General features: G+C 72.4%; 16 protein-coding genes and 2 pseudogenes. 6 read left to right on the forward strand and 12 right to left on the reverse strand.

The window, feature by feature from the left end; genetic code table 11:
* Positions 1-59 precede the first annotated feature (59 nt).
* Positions 60-1310: a M14 family zinc carboxypeptidase gene (locus tag AB5L52_RS10705; protein ID WP_351015235.1), complete on the forward strand. Its 1251-nt coding sequence runs from the start codon at positions 60-62 to the stop codon at positions 1308-1310.
* 121 nt (positions 1311-1431) lie between these two features.
* Here the strand turns inward: AB5L52_RS10705 and AB5L52_RS10710 are convergent, their stop codons facing one another.
* Both AB5L52_RS10710 and AB5L52_RS10715 read right to left on the reverse strand, forming a co-directional pair.
* A complete protein-coding gene (locus AB5L52_RS10710) occupies positions 1432-1860 on the reverse strand; it encodes a subtilase-type protease inhibitor (protein ID WP_351015238.1) in 429 nt (142 codons plus the stop codon).
* 107 nt (positions 1861-1967) lie between these two features.
* Entirely contained in the window at positions 1968-2519 is a 552-nt protein-coding gene (locus tag AB5L52_RS10715; protein ID WP_351569299.1) for a DUF1707 and FHA domain-containing protein, read from the reverse strand.
* A 191-nt stretch (positions 2520-2710) separates the two neighbouring features.
* On the opposite strand from AB5L52_RS10715, the gene treZ reads away from it, so the two are divergent.
* Positions 2711-4456 (forward strand): malto-oligosyltrehalose trehalohydrolase, encoded by a 1746-nt coding sequence (gene treZ / locus AB5L52_RS10720; protein ID WP_369363614.1) that lies wholly within the window; start codon positions 2711-2713, stop codon positions 4454-4456.
* Between the two features lie 211 nt (positions 4457-4667).
* Here the strand turns inward: treZ and AB5L52_RS10725 are convergent, their stop codons facing one another.
* The 6 genes from AB5L52_RS10725 to cyc2 form a co-directional block, all read right to left on the reverse strand.
* Positions 4668-5606: an aminoglycoside phosphotransferase family protein gene (locus tag AB5L52_RS10725; RefSeq protein ID WP_351015247.1), complete on the reverse strand. Its 939-nt coding sequence runs from the start codon at positions 5604-5606 to the stop codon at positions 4668-4670.
* A gap of 64 nt (positions 5607-5670) precedes the next feature.
* Positions 5671-6798: an aminopeptidase P family protein gene (locus tag AB5L52_RS10730; protein WP_369363616.1), complete on the reverse strand. Its 1128-nt coding sequence runs from the start codon at positions 6796-6798 to the stop codon at positions 5671-5673.
* A gap of 319 nt (positions 6799-7117) precedes the next feature.
* Entirely contained in the window at positions 7118-7693 is a 576-nt protein-coding gene (locus AB5L52_RS10735; protein ID WP_351015253.1) for a PDZ domain-containing protein, read from the reverse strand.
* Positions 7694-7867: 174 nt separating this feature from the next.
* Positions 7868-8128: a hypothetical protein gene (locus AB5L52_RS10740; protein WP_369363619.1), complete on the reverse strand. Its 261-nt coding sequence runs from the start codon at positions 8126-8128 to the stop codon at positions 7868-7870.
* 24 nt (positions 8129-8152) lie between these two features.
* Positions 8153-10054 carry an O-aminophenol oxidase PhsA gene (gene phsA, locus AB5L52_RS10745; protein WP_351015259.1) on the reverse strand — a complete coding sequence of 634 codons (1902 nt, stop codon included), beginning with the start codon at positions 10052-10054 and terminating at the stop codon, positions 8153-8155.
* 114 nt (positions 10055-10168) lie between these two features.
* Positions 10169-12376, reverse strand: a complete 2208-nt coding sequence (cyc2, locus tag AB5L52_RS10750) for a germacradienol/geosmin synthase Cyc2 (RefSeq protein WP_369363621.1) — start codon at positions 12374-12376, stop codon at positions 10169-10171.
* Between the two features lie 164 nt (positions 12377-12540).
* Between cyc2 and AB5L52_RS10755 the strand changes: the two are divergent.
* Both AB5L52_RS10755 and AB5L52_RS10760 read left to right on the forward strand, forming a co-directional pair.
* A pseudogene (locus AB5L52_RS10755) lies at positions 12541-13305 on the forward strand (alpha/beta fold hydrolase); the annotation flags it as partial.
* Positions 13306-13484: 179 nt separating this feature from the next.
* Positions 13485-14747, forward strand: coding sequence for a cytochrome P450 (locus AB5L52_RS10760; protein WP_351015265.1), 1263 nt, complete (start codon positions 13485-13487; stop codon positions 14745-14747).
* On the opposite strand, the gene AB5L52_RS10765 is transcribed toward AB5L52_RS10760, so the two are convergent.
* From AB5L52_RS10765 to AB5L52_RS10775, 3 genes are all read right to left on the reverse strand, one after another.
* Complete coding sequence (locus AB5L52_RS10765) at positions 14740-15921, reverse strand: damage-control phosphatase ARMT1 family protein (RefSeq protein ID WP_369363623.1); 1182 nt, start codon at positions 15919-15921, stop codon at positions 14740-14742. The two genes, AB5L52_RS10760 and AB5L52_RS10765, sit on opposite strands and share 8 nt — an antisense overlap.
* Positions 15922-15943: 22 nt before the next feature.
* The gene (locus AB5L52_RS10770) at positions 15944-16591 is read right to left on the reverse strand and encodes a ScbR family autoregulator-binding transcription factor (protein ID WP_351015271.1); all 648 of its coding nucleotides are present in this window, start codon (positions 16589-16591) and stop codon (positions 15944-15946) included.
* Positions 16592-17130: 539 nt separating this feature from the next.
* Positions 17131-17790, reverse strand: coding sequence for a Tat pathway signal sequence domain protein (locus AB5L52_RS10775; RefSeq protein WP_351015274.1), 660 nt, complete (start codon positions 17788-17790; stop codon positions 17131-17133).
* Positions 17791-18592: 802 nt separating this feature from the next.
* Here AB5L52_RS10775 and AB5L52_RS10780 point away from each other — a divergent pair.
* Together AB5L52_RS10780 and AB5L52_RS10785 are read left to right on the forward strand one after the other, a co-directional pair.
* The gene (locus AB5L52_RS10780; protein WP_369363625.1) at positions 18593-19324 is read left to right on the forward strand and encodes a DUF6230 family protein; all 732 of its coding nucleotides are present in this window, start codon (positions 18593-18595) and stop codon (positions 19322-19324) included.
* Between the two features lie 5 nt (positions 19325-19329).
* Entirely contained in the window at positions 19330-19767 is a 438-nt protein-coding gene (locus AB5L52_RS10785; RefSeq protein ID WP_351015277.1) for a DUF6114 domain-containing protein, read from the forward strand.
* A 73-nt stretch (positions 19768-19840) separates the two neighbouring features.
* On the opposite strand, the pseudogene AB5L52_RS10790 reads toward AB5L52_RS10785, so the two are convergent.
* Positions 19841-20422, reverse strand: a pseudogene (locus AB5L52_RS10790) (cation transporting ATPase C-terminal domain-containing protein); the annotation flags it as partial.
* Positions 20423-20476: the final 54 nt, after the last annotated feature.

Here is a 20476-nt window from a genome sequence, read left to right on the forward strand (position 1 = left end):
GACAGTTCACCCTTCCCGTGCGGGACTTGGAGGGCGAAGCCGGGCGGAACAAGTCGGGGGTGAGTCTTCTGCCGGAGCTGCGCTACCCCAGCGTTCCCGAACTGGTCGCCTCCGCACAGGCGTTGGCCGCTCAGGGACCAGGGCTGTGTTCGCTCAGGCAGGTAGGCGTCTCGCGCGCGGGCAGACCCTTGCACCTGCTGTCGGTGGGGCACGCCCGGCGGGCGGTGCTGGTGGTGGCCGGTGCCCACGCCAACGAGCCGACCGGGGGCTCCACCCTGCGGGTGCTCGCCGAACGCGTGCTGGCCGAACGGGAGTTGCGGGCGGACACGTCCTGGCACTTCCTGCTGTGCGCGGATCCGGACGGCGCGAGCCTGCATGTGACGCCGGCGCCGCGCAGTCTGCTCGACTACCACCTCGGCTTCTACCGGCCGCCGGGCGCGGAGCAGCCGGAGTGGTCGCCGTCCGTGCTGCCGCCGGACCGGCTGCCGCCCGAGACCCGGGCGCTGACCGGGCTCATCGACGAGCTGCGGCCCTACCTCCAGGTGACCTTGCACGGCACCGATCTGGGCGGCAGCTGGGTGCAGTTGACCAGGGACGTGCCGGGGCTGGCCGAACCGTTCGCCAAGTCCGCGGCGCAACTGCACATCCCGGTGGAGACGGGCGCCTCGGACGCGGCCGGCTGGCCGGCCTCCGGCCCCGGGGTGCATGTCATGCCCGGCCCGGAGACGGGCGCCGCCTACCCGAGCATGCCGGACGACGCACGGCACAGCACCTGGTACCACGCGCATCGCTACGGCGGTCTGACGGCCGTGGTGGAGGTGCCGATGTGGGCCAGCGACCTGGTGGACGACCCGGCGCCGCACCCGGCACCGGCGGCGGCGATGCGGCGCCTGGCGCAGCGGCTGCTGCGGGACGCGCTGGAGGTGGAGGGGGTGTTCACCGACGCGCTGCCCCGCCTCGACGGCGTGGACGGTCCGCTGCTGCGGGCGGCGCGCTGGGCGTTGGAGCTGATCCCGGGCCTGGCCGAGGACTGGACCCACACCGCACCCGCCGCCACGACCATGGCGTACGTCGGCAGTGTGGACGCCTTCGGCCGGCGGCTGCCGCTGCGGGCGGCAGCGATGCTGCTGCGGGTGCTGCGGGAGACGGACGACCGGGCGGCGCCGCACCTGGAGCAGCTCGTCGCCACCTGGTGCGAGGCCTTCGCGGCGCGGTTCCGGGCCCGCTGGGTGCCGTTGGAGCACCAGGTGGAGCACCAGTCCCGTACGGTGCTGGTGGCGGCGCAGCAGGCCCGGGAGCGGATGGTGTAGGACCTTCGCACCGCCCGTGGCCTTCGCACCGCCCGTGCCGCCTGCCCGCGCCAGCCGAGCCCCTCTGCCCGCCCCCGCCCCGCCCGGACCCGTGCCGCGCCGCGCCGCCCGCCAGCCGGGGTCAGTGTCCCGTGTCGAACACCGCTCCCGTCCGTGCCTCCATGGTGCACTTGTTGGGGTAGGTCTTCTCGTAGTCGACCGGCTGTCCGTTCCACACCCCGTGCGCGTGGACGGTCATGGGGGCGTAGATCATCTGACAGAAGACTTCCTTCTTCTGCGGGATGCGTGCGATGTCGCCGTGCGCTGCCGCGAGTTCGGAACAGGCCTCCGCCGCGCGTGCGTATCCCAGGGGCAGCGGGTCGCACAGCAGCAGCGTGCCGTGCTTGTCGCCGGACTGGGGGGTCTCACCGCGGACGACGGTGAGATAGAGCCAGTTGTCGGAGAGGGGGAAGCTCGCGCGGGGTGCCGCCTGGGCCGGGGCCGCGGCGAAGAGGCCGGCACAGGCCAGCAGGGCACCGGCGGCCGAGGTCACTCGGGTGAGGTACGTCATGACGGAAGCATCGGCACACAGGACCCCGTTCCACAGACCTGATCACCCGATCGGGAGGCACGCGCGCGCAGGGGAGCGCCAGTTCGGGCAGGGCCGGCCGACGACGCTCAGCTCACGGCGAGCCGGAACGCCATCCGGCCGAAGGCGACCTGGTCGCCCTCGCGGACGACGACCGAGCCGATCACCCGGCGGCCGTTGACCGTGGTGCCGTTGGTGGAACCGAGGTCGCGCAGGACCCACATGCCGCCCTGGCGGCTGAGTTCGGCGTGCACGCGGGAGACGGTCTCGTGGTTCAGGCGCAGCCCGTTGGCCGGGTCGCGGCCGATGCGCAGCGGGTGGGTGCGCGCGGGGTTCGGCAGCAGCAGCTTGGGCAGCCGCTCGGCCTGCCAGGCCCGGCGCAGCCGTACGGTGAACCCCGAGACGGCCTCGACGGTGCCGAGGACGGCACGGGAGAAACGGTTCTCGCGGGGCAGGTCGGCGACGAGGGCGGCCAGTTCGTCGCTGCGGCGGGCGGCCAGCGCCAGCTCCATGCGGCGCACGAACGTGTCGTGCGAGAGCCGGCCCATGGCGACGCCGTCCCGCAGCACCTGCAGCGCCTTGTCACGCTCCGCGTCGGACAGCCGCGCGGGGTACGTGGAGAACTCGAAAGACGACGTCACGCTGGTGATTGTCGGTCAGTGAACCCTGGGTGTCCAGAAAACGGGGAATCGGCGCCGAACCGCGCGTACACCCACGACACCACCGGGAAAGGGCATATTCGAAGGCGGATCGATCGTCCGGGCGGGCACGATGGGGACCGCGGGACATCACGGTGAGCAGGCGATCCATCACAGACGAAGGGGAACCGTCCGTGCAGTTCGAGGTGTGGGCACCGCAGGCAGACCGAGTGACGCTCCATTGCGAGGGCACCACGCGCGCGTTGGCGCGCGATCCCGAGCGCGCGGGCTGGTGGACGGGGGAGGCGGAGGCCGGGGACGGTGCCCGGTACGGGTTCGCGCTGGACGACGGTCCGGTGCGGCCCGACCCGCGCTCGCGCCGCCAGCCGGACGGCCCGGACGGGCTGAGCGCGGTCGTGAACCACGGGCGCCACGCGTGGCGTACGCGGTGGGCGGGGCGGGGGCTGCCGGGTGCCGTGCTGTACGAGCTGCACGTGGGCACGTACACCTCCGAGGGCACCCTGGACGCGGCGGCCGCCCGGCTGGAGCACCTGGTGGAACTGGGCATCACCCACGTGGAGTTGATGCCGCTGTGTCCGTTCCCGGGGCGGCACGGCTGGGGCTACGAGGGGGTGTCGCCGTGGGCGGTGCACGAGCCGTACGGCGGCCCGGAGGCGCTGAAACGCTTCGTCGACCGGGCGCATGAACGGGGGCTCGGTGTCGTCCTGGACGTCGTGCACAACCACCTGGGCCCGTCCGGCAATCACCTGCCCGCCTTCGGGCCGTACTTCACCGAGACGCACCACACGCCGTGGGGTGCGGCGGTGAACCTGGACGCGCCCGGCTCGGACGAGGTGCGCGCGTACTTCATCGGCAGCGCGCTGGCGTGGCTGCGGGACTACCGGATCGACGGGCTGCGGCTGGACGCGGTGCACGCGCTGCACGACACGCGCGCGTACCACTTCCTGGAGGAACTGTCGGCGGCCGTGGACGGCCTCGCCGGGGAACTGGGCCGGCCGCTGTTCCTGATCGCCGAGTCGGACCTGAACGACCCGCGGCTCATCGCCCCGCGCGCGGAGCACGGCCTCGGGCTGCACGCGCAGTGGAACGACGACTTCCACCACGCCCTGCACACCGCGCTGACCGGCGAGTCGCAGGGCTACTACGCGGACTTCGCCGAGGCTCCCTTCGCCGCCCTCGCCAAGACACTGACCGGCGGCTACTTCCACGACGGCACGTACTCCAGCTTCCGGGGCCGGCACCACGGCCGCCCGCTGGACCGCGCGCGGGTGGCCGGGCACCGGCTGCTCGGCTACAGCCAGACCCACGACCAGGTGGGCAATCGCGCCCAGGGCGACCGCCTGTCCGCCCGCCTCTCCCCCGGGCTGCTGGCCTGCGCGGCGACGCTGACGCTGACCTCGCCGTTCACGCCGATGCTGTTCATGGGCGAGGAGTGGGCGGCGGGCACGCCCTGGCAGTTCTTCACCGACCACACCGATCCGGAGCTGGCCGAGGCGGTACGGCGGGGCAGGCGGCGGGAGTTCGTGGCGCACGGCTGGGCCGAGGAGGACGTACCGGACCCGCAGGACCCGGCGACGCGGGACCGCTCCGTCCTGGACTGGTCGGAACCGGAGAGCGAGCCCCACGCGCGCGTGCTCGCCTGGTACCGGCGGCTGATCGCGCTCCGGCACGAGCAGCCGGACCTCACCGACCCCGACCTGGCCGACACGCGGGTGGCGTACGACGAGGAGTCCCGCTGGCTCGCCTTCCGGCGCGGTGACGTACGCGTGGCGGTGAACCTCGGCAAGGAAGCGGCGGCGATCCCCCTGGGCACCCGCCCCGCGCTGGTCCTCGCCGCCTGGGACCCGGTCGACCCCGCGGGCCCCGACGGCCTCCTCCACGTCCCCGGAGAGTCGTGCGTGATCCTCAGCCAGCCCTGAGCGGGGGCGGCGAGACCTACGGCCTGGATCCGGGGCGGCGAGACCTACGGCCTGGATCCGGGGCGGGGAGGCCTACGGCCTGGCCGGGGCGAGGACAGCGCCGGACCGGACCCTGAGGTGAGCGGTGGGGCGGTCCAGGGACCCATGACGGCTCCGGGGCCCGCAGGAGCTCGCCGCCGGCCATCAGGGAGCGGGCACCGGCGATCGGTCCCTAAGGGTCCTGCTCCTCCTCCTTGAAGTCCGTCAGGCGCTCCAGCAGGATCGGCTCCCAGGCGCGCTCCAGCTGGGTGCGCAGCAGGGGCAGGGGGCTGTCGTCACGGCCCGCCAGGCGGTCGGCGAGGCGGACGACGGTGTCGCAGCGGGCCAGCCACAAGCCGCGCAGGCAGGGGCGGGGGCCGTAGCCGGCGAGGGTGGCCGCGCGGACCGCCGCGCCGGAGCCGACGGCCAGGACGAGCCCGGCGATGTCCTCGGCCGGGTCCCCCAGGGCCGCGTCGGTCCAGTCGAGGACGCCGCGCACCCTGCCGTCGGCACTGACCACGAGATGCTCGCCCTTGAGGTCGTGGTGGACGAGTACGGCGGTGCCGGTCTGTGCGGCGAGCTGAGCCGCGCCGGGCGGGGTGAGCTGGTGCAGCCGGGCGGCGTCGAACTCGTCCGCGGCGGCGAGGTGTTCGGCCGCGTGCACGGCCATACGGCGCAGCGCCTCCAGGGAGCGCGGGGCGGTGCGCGGCACGCCGAGCGCCTCGGCCTGTCGTACGGGCACCGCGCGCATTCCGGTGAGCAGCGCAGCGAGGTCGGCCTCGCCGACGGCCGAGACGTCGTGCTCCTCGGCGCTGCCGCCGGGGATCGCGGAGTCGAGCGTGTAACCGAGGCCCGGTGCCCACTCGCCGTGCGCCACGCTGGCCGGGACGGCGACGGGGAGGTGCGGCCGTACCAGGTCGCGCAGACGCAGTTCGCGTCGCTGGCGCAGGGAAGCCTCGCGGTCGGGGGCGAACCGCAGCACATGGCGGGTGCCGACCCACCACGTGGAGTGCTCACCGCCCTCCGTCACAGGCCGCACATCAGGTCCCGCCGGACCGCCGCCGCCCTCCTTGAGCAGCGAACGGACCAGCCTGCGGACGGTCTCCGCGGTGGGGGTCGGTGCCTGGGTCATGAGTCGCGCGTCGCCGTTCCGGGATGTCGTCGAAGAGGTGTCTCCTGGGTCCGTCCGTGGTCTCTCAGTCCACTATGACCATGTCGCGCGTGGTGTTGTTGAGGCGGCGGCCGCCGTCCTCGGTCACCGTGACGATGTCCTCGATGCGCACCCCGAAGCGGCCGGGCAGATAGATGCCGGGCTCGACGGAGAAGCACATGCCGGGCACGAGCGGCTGTTCCTCGCCCTCGATCATGTACGGCGGCTCGTGTGTGGTGACGCCGATGCCGTGCCCGGTGCGGTGGATGAAGTACGCGCCGTATCCGGCGTCGGTGATGACCGCGCGGGCGGCGCGGTCGACCTCCTGGCAGGCGGCGCCGGGCCGTACGGCCGAGAAGCCCGCCTCCTGGGCCTCGCGCACGATGTCGTGCACCCGGCTCTCCTCCTCGCTCGGCTCGCCCACGTGGACCGTGCGGGTGGTGTCGGAGCCGTAGCCGTCCTTCAGGCCGCCGAAGTCCAGGACGACCATGTCGCCGTGCTCGATGACGCGGTCGCCGACCTCATGGTGCGGATTGGCGCCGTTGGGACCCGAGCCGACGATGGTGAAGTCGACCTGGGAGTGGCCGAAGCGGCGCAGCAGGTCCGCGAGGTCGTGACCGATGTCGGACTCGCGGCGGCCGGCGAAGGGAACCTTCCGGATCTCCTCGAACGTTGCATCGGCGGCGGCTCCGGCCGCCGCGAGGAGTTCGAGTTCCGCGGCGTCCTTGACGGCGCGCAGCATGGGGAGGGCGTCGGTGAGAGCGGCGTAGGAGGTGTCGGGCAGGGCCCGCTGGAAGCCCAGCAGGTGCATCGCCCAGGTGTTGTCGCTGATGCCGAACCGGCCGCGGCCGTCGAGGAGGGCGGCGGTGACGGCGTAGGGGTCCTTGCCGTCGGTCCAGTCGCGCAGGGTGAGCGTGGACGCGCCGGTCGCGTGCTCGGCGTCCGGGGCCTCCAGGGTCGGCACGACGAGCACGGGATCGTGGCCGGGGGTGAGGACCAGCACGGTGAGCCGTTCGGTGACGGCGGTGGGCGTGTAACCGGTGAGCCAGACCATGTCCGGTCCCGGTGCCACGAGCAGCCCCGCGAGGCCGGCGTCGGCCGCGGAGCGCGCGGCCCGCTCCATACGGGCCCTGTAGTCGGCGGCGGTGAAGGGCGCGGGCGTACTACCGGTCATCCGGGCCTCCGGGCGCGGGTGCGGAAACGGGCGACGGCGTCTCGGGCAGCATCCTGCCCGGCCGGACCGGGTCACGCGAGCCGATCGCCGATGCACCCCGAGGGCTGCGGTCGGCACGGAAGGGACTCGGCATGGGGCCATCATGGCGCGCGGGGCGGATGGTGACCAACGGGTTTCCCGGAGTTACCGAGCAACGGATTTCCCGGGGTGCCCGGCCAACAGATTTCCCGGGGTGACAGGCCAACGGGTTCCCGGGGTGGCCGAGAGAGCGGCCGGCGTCACCGAGAGGGCCGGCGGTACGGGCTCGCGCCGCCCCGGCTCAGGTCACCACCCCGGGCACGACCGCCAACTGCTGATAGCCCCCGCCGCTGTGACGCAAGGTGAGGAGCACCGGCTTTCCGGGCCGGGCATGGGACACGGCCCGGGCGAGGTCGGCGGCGGTGTCGACGCGGGCGGAGCCGAACTGCAGCAGGACGTCTCCGCGGACCAGACCGGCCGTATAGCCGGGTCCGGGCACATGCACGCCCACGACCAGCGCACCCGGCTTGCCCGCGTCGACGGCCTCGATGCCCAGGGTCGCCCAGGGCAGGGCGGCCGGGGCGGAGCCAGGAGTGCCGGCGGGGGTGGTGGGCGTGGCCTTGGCCGACGGCGCGGCCGACGACGCCTGGCGTTGCAGCTCGGCCAGCCTGCTCATACTGATCACCGTGGCACCGACGGTGCCGATGCCCACGCCGGACAGCACCAGCACGGTGCCGGTGACCAGGCCGAACAGCACGGTCCGCAGTCGCCGTCCGCGCCGGGGCGCGGCGTGCGGGCGGTGGGCGGGGCCGGGGGTGTCGGCCTCTCGTCGGTCCTGGCCCGGCATGGGCTTGGGACGCAACGCAGTGTGTTCCATGGTTCGCTCGCCTCCGGCTGGTGCCTACCCGGGGTGCCGGGCCGCGACGAGACACGAACGAGTGAGACTTGCCGGAGGGCGGCGGAGGGTAGCCATCATCCTTGGGGGCGTGCCCACGACGAGCGCCCGGGAATGCGCTCCCGACGGCTCGGGACCACCCTCACAGCGCCGCCGTCAGCCCACCCGGCCCGGCCCCTGCACCACCTCCTCCGCCGCCGCTCCCCGGGGACTTCCGCCGTGGACGAGTTCCGTGCGGTGGACGACCCGGGGCGCGGTCAGCGGGACGGCGGCCGGGATCTCCGCACGGGTGAGCACGCGCAGAGTGACGCCGGCTGGCGGGAGGACGGCGAGGACTCCGGGGCCGAGCGCGGTCGGGCCGGCGGGACCGTCGCCGCACGCCGACGCCCACCACGCCCCGGGCGGGTGTCGGCCCACACGGTGTCGACCCCGGGTCGTGTCTCAGCCCATGTGCCCCTCGCCATGGCCGCCGTGCCCGCCGTGTCCGCCGTGTCCCGCGCCGTGGTCGAACTTCATGGCCTCGGCCGGCATGACGACGAACGGCCGCATCATGCCCATGTCCTCGTGCTCCAGCAGATGGCAGTGGTACATGAACCGGCCGTACGCCCCGTCGAAGCGGCCCATGACCCGCAGCATCTGACTGCCCGGCACCCGGAAGACGTCCTTGTTGCCCCGCTCGTTGGGCGCGAGCGGGATCGTCCGGCCGGCGTCGTACCGCAGCGGCGTGCGGGTGCCGCCGACGGCCGGGTCGAAGCCCGAGACGTCGTAGGCGTCCCTGCCGAGCAGTTGGAAGTCGGCCAGGTGGATGTGCATGGGGTGGACGATGGGCGCGAGGTTGAGGAAGCTCCACTGTTCGTAGCCGCCCTCGGGGATGGTGAAGCCGAGTCCGTCATTGAACGTCCGGGAGCCGCGCCGGTATGTCTTCGTGGTGCCGTCGGGCCCGGTGACCTGCACGATGCCGTCGGCCGGGAGCTGCAAGCCGCTCGGGTCCTCGACCTCGGTCAGCTCCCAGATCTCCGGGTGGCCGCCGGCACCCTTGGTGGCGGGCGGGGTGAGCAGGATGAGGCGGTGGCCGTGCGGCAGATCGTGGGTCAGCCGGCGGAAGGAGCCGGAGAGCACCTCGGGCAGTTCGAAGGTGTCCTCCTCGCAGGTCTCGCCGACCCGGAACTCCAGGACGGCCGGGTAGCGCACGTCGCCGGCCGGGTCCGGCACGCCCGCCGGCCGGCCCGGACCCTTGTTCACCAGGCGCAGGGTGCGGCCCGCCAGCGCGCGGAAGTCGACCAGCAGGTCGAAGCGCTCGGCCGGCGCGGCGGTCAGCGTGGGCAGGTCCCCGTCGAAGTCGACCGGCACCGGACGCGGCAGCAGCCCGCCGTCGCTGCCGATCTGGTGCACGACACCCGGTACCGGGTTGCCGTCCTCGTCGATCAGCACGAGCTGGAAGATGCGCGCGTTCGAGGCGTTGACCAGCCGGAAGCGGTACCAGGCGGGGTCCACCTCGGCGTACGGCCAGATGCGGCCGTTGACCGTGGTGTACGGGCCGGTGAAGGGGATGGAGACCGGCTTTCCGGTCTCCGGGTTGCTCTGCTGGACGATCACCGTCTTGTGCAGCAGCCGGCCGTTGAGACGGCCGTCCTCGTCGGTGTCGAGGTTGCGGTCGGCGAGCAGCAGCGGTATCTCCCGCTCCCCGGACGGCAGATGAAGGGCGTCCTCCTCGTCGTCACGGAGGAGGTAGGTGCCGTACAGGCCCGTCATCACGTTCCACCGCGTGATGTTCATGGCGTGGTCGTGATACCACCACTGCACCGCCTGGTGGTCGTTCGGATACTCCGACAGCTGGGCGTCGCCGTGGCCCACGGCGTTGTCCGCCCAGCCGTCGTTGCCACCGCCGGTCTGCGCGCCGTGCAGGTGGGTCACCGTCCAGGCGGGCAGGGCGGCGACGTCCTTGTCCGGCTCGACGCCCTCGCGGCCCGGTTCGGTCGAGGCGGGCGGGGTGCCGGGCGCGCGGGCGGGCACCTCGACCGAGGTGACCGGGTACTCGGCGTCCTTCGGTATGCGGTTGGTCCAGGCGATACGGACGCGCTGTCCGCGGCGCACCTCGATGGTCGGGCCGGGCACCTGGCCGTCGTACCCCCACATCAGGGTCGGCGGGAGCTGCGGGTGGAGGCGCACCCAGGTCGGGCGCACGGCGATCTCGGTCTCGCGTAAGACGTCGTCCGCGGCGGGACGCAGGAGGGGCGGCACGGTCAACGGCGCCACGTACGGCTCCAGTTCGTCGGCCGCCCGCGCCTGCTCCCCCGTGTCTCCCGTGGTCTCTTCGGTGAGCCTGCCGATGGTCTCGGTCAAGGTCGAACACCCCCGTGTGTTCTCGGTCCGTTGTTCCCCTTACTCCACAAGACTCCCGAGGACTCACTGAAGTTCCCAGAATGCCCGCTTCCGTACGCGAAGATTCCGCGACGGTCAGCCGAGCGACAGGGCCGGGACAGCGGGCGGCACAGCGGGCGGCTCGGCGGGCGGTACGAACGGCACCGCGGGCGCGCGGTCGGGCACGAAGCCGTGCGCCCGGCGGCCGAGCCACTCGGGCCGGTAACGGTCGATCTCGCGGTGCCAGTTCAGGATCCCGGCGAGCCAGTTCCGCAGATCGAGGACATAGCCGTCCACGCCCGCCCGCGCATCCTCCGACAGCTCGAAGTCGTCGTACAGCACGGGCAGTTCGTGCGCGACGACGTGCTCGAACTGCTGCATGCGCTGGGTCGTCAGGTCGTGGACGACACGGAGCGCGGCCGGATAGCCGACGCCGAAGAAGTTCTGCACGACCAGGACGGAGTTGTGGATCTCGCCCTCGTACTCGATCTCCTTCTGGTACGAGAAGATGTCGTTGACGAGGCAGGCGTAGTCGATGGCGGCGTTCTCCAGTGAGCGCACCGGGCCGCTGCGGTACACCTCCGGCGGGATCGCGGGGCCGTGGCCCGTCCGGCACAGGCTCAGGGTGAGGTCGGAGCCGGAGGTGGCGCGCCGCATCTCCAGGTAGTCGACCGGGTCGGGGATTCGGTTCTGCAGCTGGTTGGAGAGCTCCCACACCCAGCTCTCGGTCATCACGTTCACGGCGTCCTTGAGGGTCTGCCGCTGCTCGGCGCTCATCCCGGCCGTCGTGCGCGCCCACAGATCGGTCAGCCCGCGCTCCAAGGCGCCGGCAGGGACGACGGCCGGTTCACCCTCGACGGGCATGCACGCCGACAGCCGGGCCGTGCTCAGCCGCGCGCCGGCCAGGTCCCGGCGGCGGCCGTGGACCAGCGGGTAGTAGTCGTCGGCGTACGTCCTCCAGGCGAGCCACTGGGCGCTGAGGTCGAGGGCCTCGGGGGTGGCGTCCGGGTCCATGCCGGCGGCGCACAGCGCGAGGTCGGCGGCGGCGAGCCTGTCCTCGTCCCAGACGCCCTCTTCGAGGATGCCCATGCGGTGCGACCAGGCGAGGAGATTGCGCCGGGCGCTGTCCAGATGAGGGCTCAGGCCCAGCTCGTACGGCATGTGGAACTCGTGCCGGATCGAGGGGCCGACCTGCTGGTAGGGCACGTGGCTGTAGGCGCGCAGCCGTTCCCGGGCGGCAGAGGCGAGCAGCGCGCCGACGTCGGCGGCCGAGGTGCCGGGGCCGGTCAGGAGCTGCCACGGCGCGTCGGGGCGCGCGCCCTTGTTCATGTAGCGGCTGGAGCGCAGGTGCCATTCGTGGCCGCCGGACTGCCAGTCCTGAAGTCCCTTGGTGTAGGCGGCGACCGCGGCGGCCTGGTCCGGGGTGAGACCTTTCTCCAGGGCCACGGCGGGGACTTCGGTGAGGGCGGTGTGCTCGAACTGGTGCAGGCGCGAGGTGAGGATGTCGTTGACGGTCTCGGCGGCCTCCTGGGTCGTACAGCCGAAGAACGTCTCCAGGACGAGGACGCCGTTGCTGTTCTCGCCCTCGTCCTCGACCTCGCGCTGGTACGAGAACAGGTCGTTGCGCAGGTGGACGGCGTCGGCGAAGGTCTCCATGAGGACCCGCAGCGGCCGGGTGCCGGCGACGGCGGCGGGAACCTCGGCGGTCGCGTACTCCACGAGCCCGGCGGACCAGGGGGCGCCGCCCACCTTGCGGCGCATCTCGATGTACTCGACGGGGTTGGCGATCCGCCCCTCGTTCATGTTCGACAGTTCCCACATCGACTCGTTGAGCAGATGCTCGGTGGCCACGGAGAAGCGGCGGCGCCAGTCCACGGACATCGACGGGACGGTGCGCGCCCACAGGTCCTTCAGGCCCGCCTCGACGGGATTCCGCGGCTCGGGCACGGGGGTGGCCGGGTCGAGCGGCATGAACAGCGGCAGTCGGTCCAGGTGGGCCTTTGCGGCGGCGCGGTCCTGGGTGCGCTTGAACATGTCGAGGAAGTGGTCGTCGAAGAAGAACACCCATACGTACCAGTCGGTGATCAGCGAGAGAGCGGGTCCGTCGCAGTCGGGGTGGGTGTAGGAGCACAGGAGCCCGTAGTCGTGCGCCTCCAGGTCGGCCTGCTCCCAGATCCCGGAGCCCTCCAGCATGCCCGTCTCGCGCGCCCACTCGGTGGAGTGGGCACGGGCCTCGTCGAGGTGCGGGTTGAGCCGCGCGGGATACGGCATGTAGAAGCGCGGGAGTTCGAACGGCTGCGTCATGGCCGGGCCCTACCCGTGGCTTCCGACGGCCATCCGCCGCGCCACACATGATCACACCATCGCGTGAACCGCCCCGGAAGCAGGGAACTTCCGCGTCGTTCACGGGCGTTCACGGCTCGGCGCGCGCCCTTGCCGTGTCCTCGCGCGCGGGCCACGGTAGGCGCATGACCTCCTTTGTGCTGCCCCATGAGGTGCACGGCGACGGCGCCCACAAGGTGTTCGCCGTGCACGGCTGGTTCGCCGACCGGTCCGCCTACGCCGCCGTCCTGCCGGACCTCGACCGCGCCGCCTTCACCTACGCACTGGTCGACCTGCGCGGCTACGGCGAGGCCCGGGACGCGGCGGGCCCGTACACGACGGCCGAGGCGGCCGCGGACCTGGTGGAGCTGGCCGACCGGCTGGGCTGGGCGCGGTTCTCGGTGGTCGGGCACTCCATGGGCGGCGCGGTGGCCCAGCGGCTGACGGCCGTCGTCCCGCACCGGCTGCGCCGGATCGTCGGTGTCTCCCCGGTGCCCGCCTCGGGCGTGCCGCTGGCCGGTGAGCAGGCGGCACTGTTCACCGACGCCGCGCACAAGCCGGAGAACCGGCGCGCGATCCTCGACGTCACCACCGGAGGCCGGCGTCCCGCCGCCTGGCTGGACCGGATGGTGGCCCGTTCGCTGGAGCGCAGCGACGCGAAGGCCTTCCGGGCCTGGCTGGACTCATGGGCGGGCGACGACTTCCACGCCGACGTCGAGGGCAGCGAGGTGCCCGCCCTGGCCGTGGCCGGCGGACTCGACCCGGCCCTCTCACCGGAGGTCATGCGGCAGACCTGGCTGTCCTGGTATCCGCGGGCGGAACTCGTGGCCCTGCCGTTCGCCGGGCACTACGCCATGGACGAGTGCCCGCTGGAACTGATCCGCGTGGTCGAGGACTTCCTGCGGGCCGACACCGAAACCGACTCCTGCACCGACACCGACACCGGGTATACGGCGGACATCGCAGGCTCGGCAGACGCCACGTCCGCCACGGACGCCACCGCCACCACATCCGCCACGGACGCCACATCCGCCAGGGACACCACGGCCGCCGCGGATCCCTTGACCGGGGCCGGCGAGAGCGACCCGGCGTGAGTGCGCGCGACGCCCCGCCCGTGCCCGACGTGTTCGACCCGCGCCGGTACGCCGCCGGTGTGCCCCACGACGACTACCGCGTACTGCGCGACCACCATCCGGTCGCCTGGCAGGAGGAGCCAGAGGTGCTGGGCTGGCCGGCTGGGCCGGGGTTCTGGGCGGTGACCCGGCACGCGGACGTCGTACGGGTGCTGAAGGACCCGACGACGTACTCCTCCCACCTCGGCGCGACCCAGATCCGTGACCCGGACCCGGCGGACCTGCCGTTCATCCGGAGCACGATGCTCAATCAGGATCCGCCGCAGCACGGCCGGTTGCGGCGGCTGGTGAGCCGGGCGTTCACTCCGGGCCGGATCGACCGGTTCGCGGCGCTCGCCCGGGAGCGGGCGCGCACCCTGCTCGCCGGGGCGCTGCGGCAAGCGCGGGATGGGGACGGCACCGTCGATCTGGTGGCCCGGGTCACCGACGAGTACGCCCTGCTCAACCTGGCGGATCTGCTGGGCGTCCCGGAGAGCGACCGGAGGCTGCTGCTGCACTGGACGCAGCGGGTCATCGGCTACCAGGACCCGGACGAGGCCGGTCTCCCGGTGCTGGACGAGGCGGGCGAGCCGGTCAATCCCCGCTCCCCGGCGATGCTGAAGGACATGTTCGACTACGCGCGCCGGCTGGCCGCGTACAAACGGCGCCACCCGGCGGACGACGTCATGACCACGCTCGCCGCCGACGCGGAACTCTCGGACGCCGAGCTGGAGATGTTCTTCTTCCTGCTCACCGTCGCGGGCAACGACACCGTGCGCAGCGCGGCCCCCGGCGGACTGCTGGCTCTTGCCGAACACCCGGAGTCGTACGCGTCGTTGCGCGACGGAAAAATGGAACTCCCCTCGGCTGTCGAGGAGTTGCTGCGCTGGCATCCGCCCGTGCTGACCTTCCGCAGGACCGCCGCGCGGGAGACCGAGCTGGCGGGGCGGAGGATCCGGTCCGGTGACAAGGTCGTGGTCTTCCATGCCTCGGCCAACCGGGACGAACGGGTCTTCCCCGACCCCGCCCTGCTCGACCTCGCCCGCTCCCCCAACTCGCATGTGTCCTTCGGCGACGGCCCGCATGTGTGCCTGGGCGCCCACTTCGCGCGGCTGCAGCTGCGGCTGCTCTACGAAGAGGTGCTGCGCGCGCTCCCCGAGGCGCGGCTCGCCGCGCCGCCGGAGCGGCTCGTGTCGAACTTCATCAACGGCATCAAGTCACTGCGAGTCCACGTCACTTGATGTCGGCCTGGATCAGCGCGTGCGTACCGCTGGTGCGCCAGCGCCGGTCCTCGGCCGCCACCAGCGCGGCCTCGGTCGGCGCCGACAGGCCGGTGATCACGTCCGACTTCAGGGTGCGCAGCGCGGCGACCGGGCCGGGGAAATAGCCGGTCGTCTCCCGGAAGGGCGTGGTCGGCGGCCACAGCCGGTCGCCCACCAGGCGCCGGTAGTTGAGATCGCCCTTGAAGACGGTCAGCGTGGCCGCGGCGAACTCGGCGCGCAGGTCGTCCGGCATCCGCTCGTACGGCAGCGGGGCGCAGGAGAAGGGGTGGGCGCGCACCGCGAGGCGGCCGTCCGCCAGGGCCGACCAGAGCACGCGCGCGTACTCGCCGGCCGCGCCCGGCGTCGCACGGAGCCGGTGCAGCGCGTCGACGACGTCGGCGGTCGTGGCGTCGGAGACGTAGTACGGGTACGGCTTGACGTGCAGCACCGCACGCGCGGCCCGGCCCTCGGCGAGGAGGTGGGCGATCAGCAGCAGATCCGGGACGAGTTCGCGGCCCGCGTTGTCCGCGACCAGGACCAGTGTGGCCGCGCCGCCGGGCGGCAGCAGCGACCACAGGGCCGCGCTGTCGTCGGCCACCAGGGCGGGCGCCGGGTCCCGGGCCTCGACGCCCTCGGCGGAGAGCCGGAAGCCGAGGTCGGCGCGGTTGCCCCAGAGCGAGCCGTGCAGCAGGGCGCGCGCCCGCTCCTCCTCCGGCAGGCCGGGCAGGGCGTCCAGCGCGGCCAGTTCCGCATCGGTCTCCGGGGCGTCGAGCTCGGCGCGCTTGAACGGGCGGAAGGGGTCGATGCCCCGCCAGGCGCCGGGGCCGAACCAGCCGACCGCGTCGAGCAGCCGGCGGTAGAAGTAGCTCTCGGACCACAGCCACGGCACGTCGAACCAGGAGCGCCCGACGCAGTCCGCCAGGCCCCATTCCTGCCAGCGGTCCAGGTCCGGGGCGTCGGCGGGCAGCGGCTCGACCGTCCCCTCGGTGCAGCTCCTCAGCAGCTCGTCCAACGCCCGGTGCTGCCCGGGGCCGTACGGGAAGGCGTCCCGCACCTGCCGGATGATCGCGGGATGCCGCTCGGCCAGCACGCTGTGCGGGAACGAGCCGGGTTCGTTGCCGAAGATCACGGGTGCGAGCGGGGTGTGGGGCATGTCCGTCACCGTATCGCGGGCCTCAGACGGTTCTGATCTCCCGCTCCAGCTGCGTGGCGAGGGTGACGTAGCGGGGGCGGCGGTGCACCGGGACCAGACCGCGGATCAGCAGGTGCCACATCTCGGCGACCCGGCGCGGAAGCCGCCCGACCGGTTCGAGCGAACGGCCGGCGACCCGGGTGCCGACGAAGAAGAAGACGAGGGAGTGCGCGACGGTGCCGACGTCGAGATCGCTGTGCACATCGGACTCCCTGACCGCCGCCATGAACTTGCGGTTCGCGAATTCCAGCCATTCGGTGAACGGGTGCCTGAGCGGCGGCCGTACGGCGATGTCGGCGGTGGCGAGACGGATCGCGGCACGGGGCACCGGGTCCTCCACGGCGAGCCTGGCGACCCCGAACGTGGTGCGCATCAGGGTCTCCAACGAGGAGTAACCGCGGCTTTCGACCTCGGTGACGAGTTTCTTCCCGGCCCTGGCGTTGAGTTCGAGGATGGCCTGGGCGAGATCCTCCTTGGCGGCGAAGTGGAAATACAGCGCGCCCTTGGTGACCTTCGCGTGTGCGACGATGTCGCTCAGACTGGTGGACTCGTAGCCGTGCCGGTCGAACAGATCGGCGGCGGCCGTGATGATCGTTGCCCGGGTCTGCTCGGCGCGTAATTGCCTCGCCATCCTTGGGACCCCTCCTCGCGACTGAAAAGTACAGGACATGCGGTATGTTTTTTAACCCCCTGCACACGATAACTCACCGAGCGATAGCGGGAGTCCCGGGGTGCGGGCCGGCGATACGACACGTGTCACCTGCGGATCCGACAGCGAACGGCCCCCTCGGCGGTCCGTGAGCGGACGAAACCAGGACGGTTCCCCCTTTCGTTGCCCAGCGGTTGCCGACTGTTCTCGACAGCCGCAGGGGCCGCGGGTGCCGGACCCGTGATCGCCACGATACGAGGCCGACCGCCGGCTCCTCAACGGGGCCTCGAAGCAGGCGCGAAACATCCCAATCGGTCGGTACTTTCACGCCCCCGGATCAGCCGTGCGCCGCGGCGGCGAGGGCGCTCGCGCGGTGACAGAAGGAGGGGAGCGAGGCCGAGAGCGCGGGCTCGGGAGACTCCGCACATGCCGAAGGGCGGCGCCCCACGGTGCCGATGTGCACCGAGGGCGCCGCCCTCACCGTCCGCTGACGGCGACGCTGAACTTGCCTTTGCTCGACCCTAGTTGACGTAGACCCGGGCACCGCCGTCCGTCACGGGCGCGTACTTGGCAGTGAAGTAGCCGCTGGCAAAGCACAGCGAAGAACCCGAGGACTTGGTGAACTGCTGGCTGGTGAAGCTGATGCTGCTGTCGGTGTTGTCCGCCTTCCCGGTTAGGGAGGGCGCCTGGTAGACGCAGGTGATGGTGCCCAGCAGGGTCCTCAGCTTGACCGTGGTCTGAATGGTCGAGCCGCTGGCCGGGGAGACGGTGAGGGTGCCGTCGGAGGCGACCGTCGCCGTGTAGGGCAGGTTGTCGACGGTGATGCTGCTGACGCCGGTGACCCCGACGACATTGCTGGTACAGGAAGCGGCGTCGAAGGTGTGCCCGGCGACGGACTCGGTGGCCGTGCCGGGGGCGGTCGGATTGCCGGTGACCTTGGCGGTGAACTGCGAGGACGTGCAGCTGACACCGCTGGTGCCGGTCGCGCTGGAGTAGAGCGTCGCGGAGGTGCCGGACGCCAGGGGTGCGGTGAGGGTGTCACCGGTCGCCGCGGCGGTGCCGCCCGCACCGCCGGTGGTGAGGACGGCGCCGCCGTCGGCGGAGGCGGGGGCGGCCATCGCGAGGGCGAGCGCGGTCGCGGTGCCGGCGAGGGCGAGGAGGGATCGAGTTCGAGTACGCATGCGGGTGCCTCTTTCCTGGGTGGGGTCCGGATGAGGTGGGGCGGGGTGGGGCGGAGTGGGGGTGGCGGTGGGGGACGGACGATGCCGTGCGGCATCACGTGGTGGTGCGCGGACGTGGCGGTACGTGGACGTGGCGGTACGTGGACGTGGTGATCGGTGCACGTGCTTGCTCGTGCACGTGGTGATCGGTGCACGTGCTGGTGCGTCCACGTCGTGATGGGTGCACGCAGCGGTACGTGCACGTGGTGGTGCGTGATGGTGTGCGCGGTGCCGCCGACGCAGGGCCGTGGCGCCTTCTCCGTACGCGACGGACCGGCGACGGCGGCAGACCGGGCGCCGGTCGAAGACCTCGGGGGAAAGGTCTTCGACCGGGCCGGCGGAGCGGTCGGGCGCGGCCAGGGGGATGGGGCCGTGCACAGCCGCAGGGAAGGGAACGCTTTCCGTGAACCGTGGTGAGCGGCCGGCATGACAGGGCCGGGAAACACGGCCGATGCCGCTCGGCGGATCCGGCGCCACGGATCCGTGAAGCAGGGCAAGTTGTAGACCTGATCAACCATCAACGTCAAGGTGTGACAAGGGAGTTGCAGGTCCGTGGTCGCGTCCCACGCACATCCGACACCCTTTTTTCACATCTCCCTTGACCCCCCGAAGTAACCGGCGGTAACTTCCTGGAAGGCTACTGCCGCGTAACGAGAAAGCCCTTGCTCCGCCGGGGTGCGAGGAGGCGTGCGCGACAGTCGCTGTCCGCGCCAGGACACCGCGCCGCTGAAGCCCAACCCGCACTTTGCCCATGGGAGCAGACATGGCCACGTCCCCGGACGTTCCGTCCGCCGGCAACACCCCCGAGAACCCGGGAAACGGTTCCCCGTCCGAAGCGCCGCAGCCGGCCGGAGCCTCCGGGGCACCGGAGACCACCGCGGCGGCGCAGACCCCCGGCGGTGAGAAGCGGGGCCGGGTCCGGGCCCGCCGGGCCGCGGTGATGGCGGTGCCCGCCACCCTCGTCGTCGCGGGTCTCGCGGTGCTCACCGCGCAGGGGGCGCTGGGTGTGCAGTTCGCGGTCTCCGGCATGCCGTTCACGGTCACCGCGACCGAGCTCAACGGAACCGGCTTCGAGCAGTTCGGCGGCCTCGACAACATGGCGGACGGCAGCCCGAACGCCGGCGACTCCGGCGGGCAGGTGCTCGTGGTGACCTCCGCCATCAGGAACGCCACGCTCGACCATCTGTGCCAGAGCGTCGACCTCGGCGGCACCAACCTGCTCATCACGGCGGGCAGCGGCGCGACCAAGGTGACGGCGAGCGACCTGACCACCGACTCCACGCAGTTGACCGGCGACGCGGCGTTCAACAACATCGAGATCGGCAACGACGCCAGCACGCTGACCAAGGCGGGTGTGAAGGGCCCGATCGGGGTCTTCAGCCAGCAGGCAGACACCGTGCGCATCGCCAACCTGCGCCAGACCAACTACGCGACGACGGCCGGTGTGTTCAAGCTTCCCGGTCTCAAGCTCCGCTTCAGCGGCTCGGGTTGCTGAGCCCGGTGGCGGACCGTCCACGACGGGGAGCGCGGGCCGCGTTCCGCGGCTGGCGGGCCCGCCGGCCGTTCTGGGGCGGGCTGCTGCTCGCCCTGGCCGGCGGGGAGATCCTGCTGACCGAGAAGGCATCGCTGAAGGTCGTGATGCACATCGGCATGCAGGGGCTGGCCGGGTATCTGCTGCCGACGCTGATGGCGCTGCTGGGTCTGCTGATCCTCTTCAACCCCACGCAGCGGCTCTTCTACTCCATCACCGGCGTGCTGCTCTCCCTGGGCAGCTGGCTGACGTCCAACCTGGGCGGCTTCTTCATCGGCCTCCTGCTCGGCATCACCGGCAGCTGCCTCGCCTTCGGCTGGCTCCCCGACCAGGAGCCGCGCGTCAGCCGCCGCAAACGCCGCAAGCAGGCACGGGCGGCGGAGGGGGCGACGGGTACGGCCGCCTGACACGGTGGGCGCCGTGGGCGCCGCCCACGGCGCCGTGACCGAGCCCCTTTGCGCAACTGCGCAACCCGCACCCTCAGCCGCCGGGGCGGGCCTTCGCCACGACGAGAGCCGGCGCGTACAGGCCGAGGACGGCGGCGAGCAGCAGATGGTACGCGGCCGGCAGGGCGGTCAGGCCGGGCACCGCGCCCAGCGGGCCGGGCGGTACGGCGATTCCGACGGCGGCGAGGAAGACGGCGGCCCAGCCGACCGGTCCGGGCCGGCCGCCGCGCGCGAGGCGCAGGCCGTCGCGCAGGAGCAGCATGACCAGCGCCTGGGTGAGCAGGTTCTCGGTGAACCAGCCCGAGTGGAACGCGGATTCGTCCTCCAGGGCGACCGGGCCTTCCAGGGCGAACGCGAGGACGCCGAAGGTCGCGAGGTCGGCGAACGCGTCGAGCACGCCGAAGCCGGTGATGAACCGCAGGAAGGCGGGCGGCCGCAGCGCGACCGGCCGCCGCAGCTCCCGCGGGGCGTCGGGCTGCCTGCGGTCGTGGGCAAAGGCGAGCTGGGCGGTGTCGAAGCACAGGTTCTGCGCGAGCACCTGGACCGGGAGCATCGGCAGGAAGGGCAGCAGCAGTCCGGCGGCGAGCGTGGCGAGGACGTTGCCGAGGTTGGAGGACGGTGGTGAACGGGTCGCGCAGGCCCCGCAGGGCGCGCCGGAGCGCGGAGGGGG

Source organism: Streptomyces sp. CG4, from assembly GCF_041080655.1.
Classification (GTDB): Bacteria; Actinomycetota; Actinomycetes; order Streptomycetales; family Streptomycetaceae; genus Streptomyces.

Bases quoted from the DNA above. Each gene is read 5' to 3' on its own strand.
- AB5L52_RS10710 (WP_351015238.1), bottom strand. From the start codon at position 1,860: ATGACGTACCTCACCCGAGTGACCTCGGCCGCCGGTGCCCTGCTGGCC.
- AB5L52_RS10725 (WP_351015247.1), bottom strand. From the start codon at position 5,606: ATGACCCAGGCACCGACCCCCACCGCGGAGACCGTCCGCAGGCTGGTC.
- AB5L52_RS10730 (WP_369363616.1), bottom strand. From the start codon at position 6,798: ATGACCGGTAGTACGCCCGCGCCCTTCACCGCCGCCGACTACAGGGCC.
- AB5L52_RS10735 (WP_351015253.1), bottom strand. From the start codon at position 7,693: ATGGAACACACTGCGTTGCGTCCCAAGCCCATGCCGGGCCAGGACCGA.
- cyc2 (WP_369363621.1), bottom strand. From the start codon at position 12,376: ATGACGCAGCCGTTCGAACTCCCGCGCTTCTACATGCCGTATCCCGCG.
- AB5L52_RS10765 (WP_369363623.1), bottom strand. From the start codon at position 15,921: ATGCCCCACACCCCGCTCGCACCCGTGATCTTCGGCAACGAACCCGGC.
- AB5L52_RS10770 (WP_351015271.1), bottom strand. From the start codon at position 16,591: ATGGCGAGGCAATTACGCGCCGAGCAGACCCGGGCAACGATCATCACG.
- AB5L52_RS10775 (WP_351015274.1), bottom strand. From the start codon at position 17,790: ATGCGTACTCGAACTCGATCCCTCCTCGCCCTCGCCGGCACCGCGACC.
- AB5L52_RS10780 (WP_369363625.1), top strand. From the start codon at position 18,593: ATGGCCACGTCCCCGGACGTTCCGTCCGCCGGCAACACCCCCGAGAAC.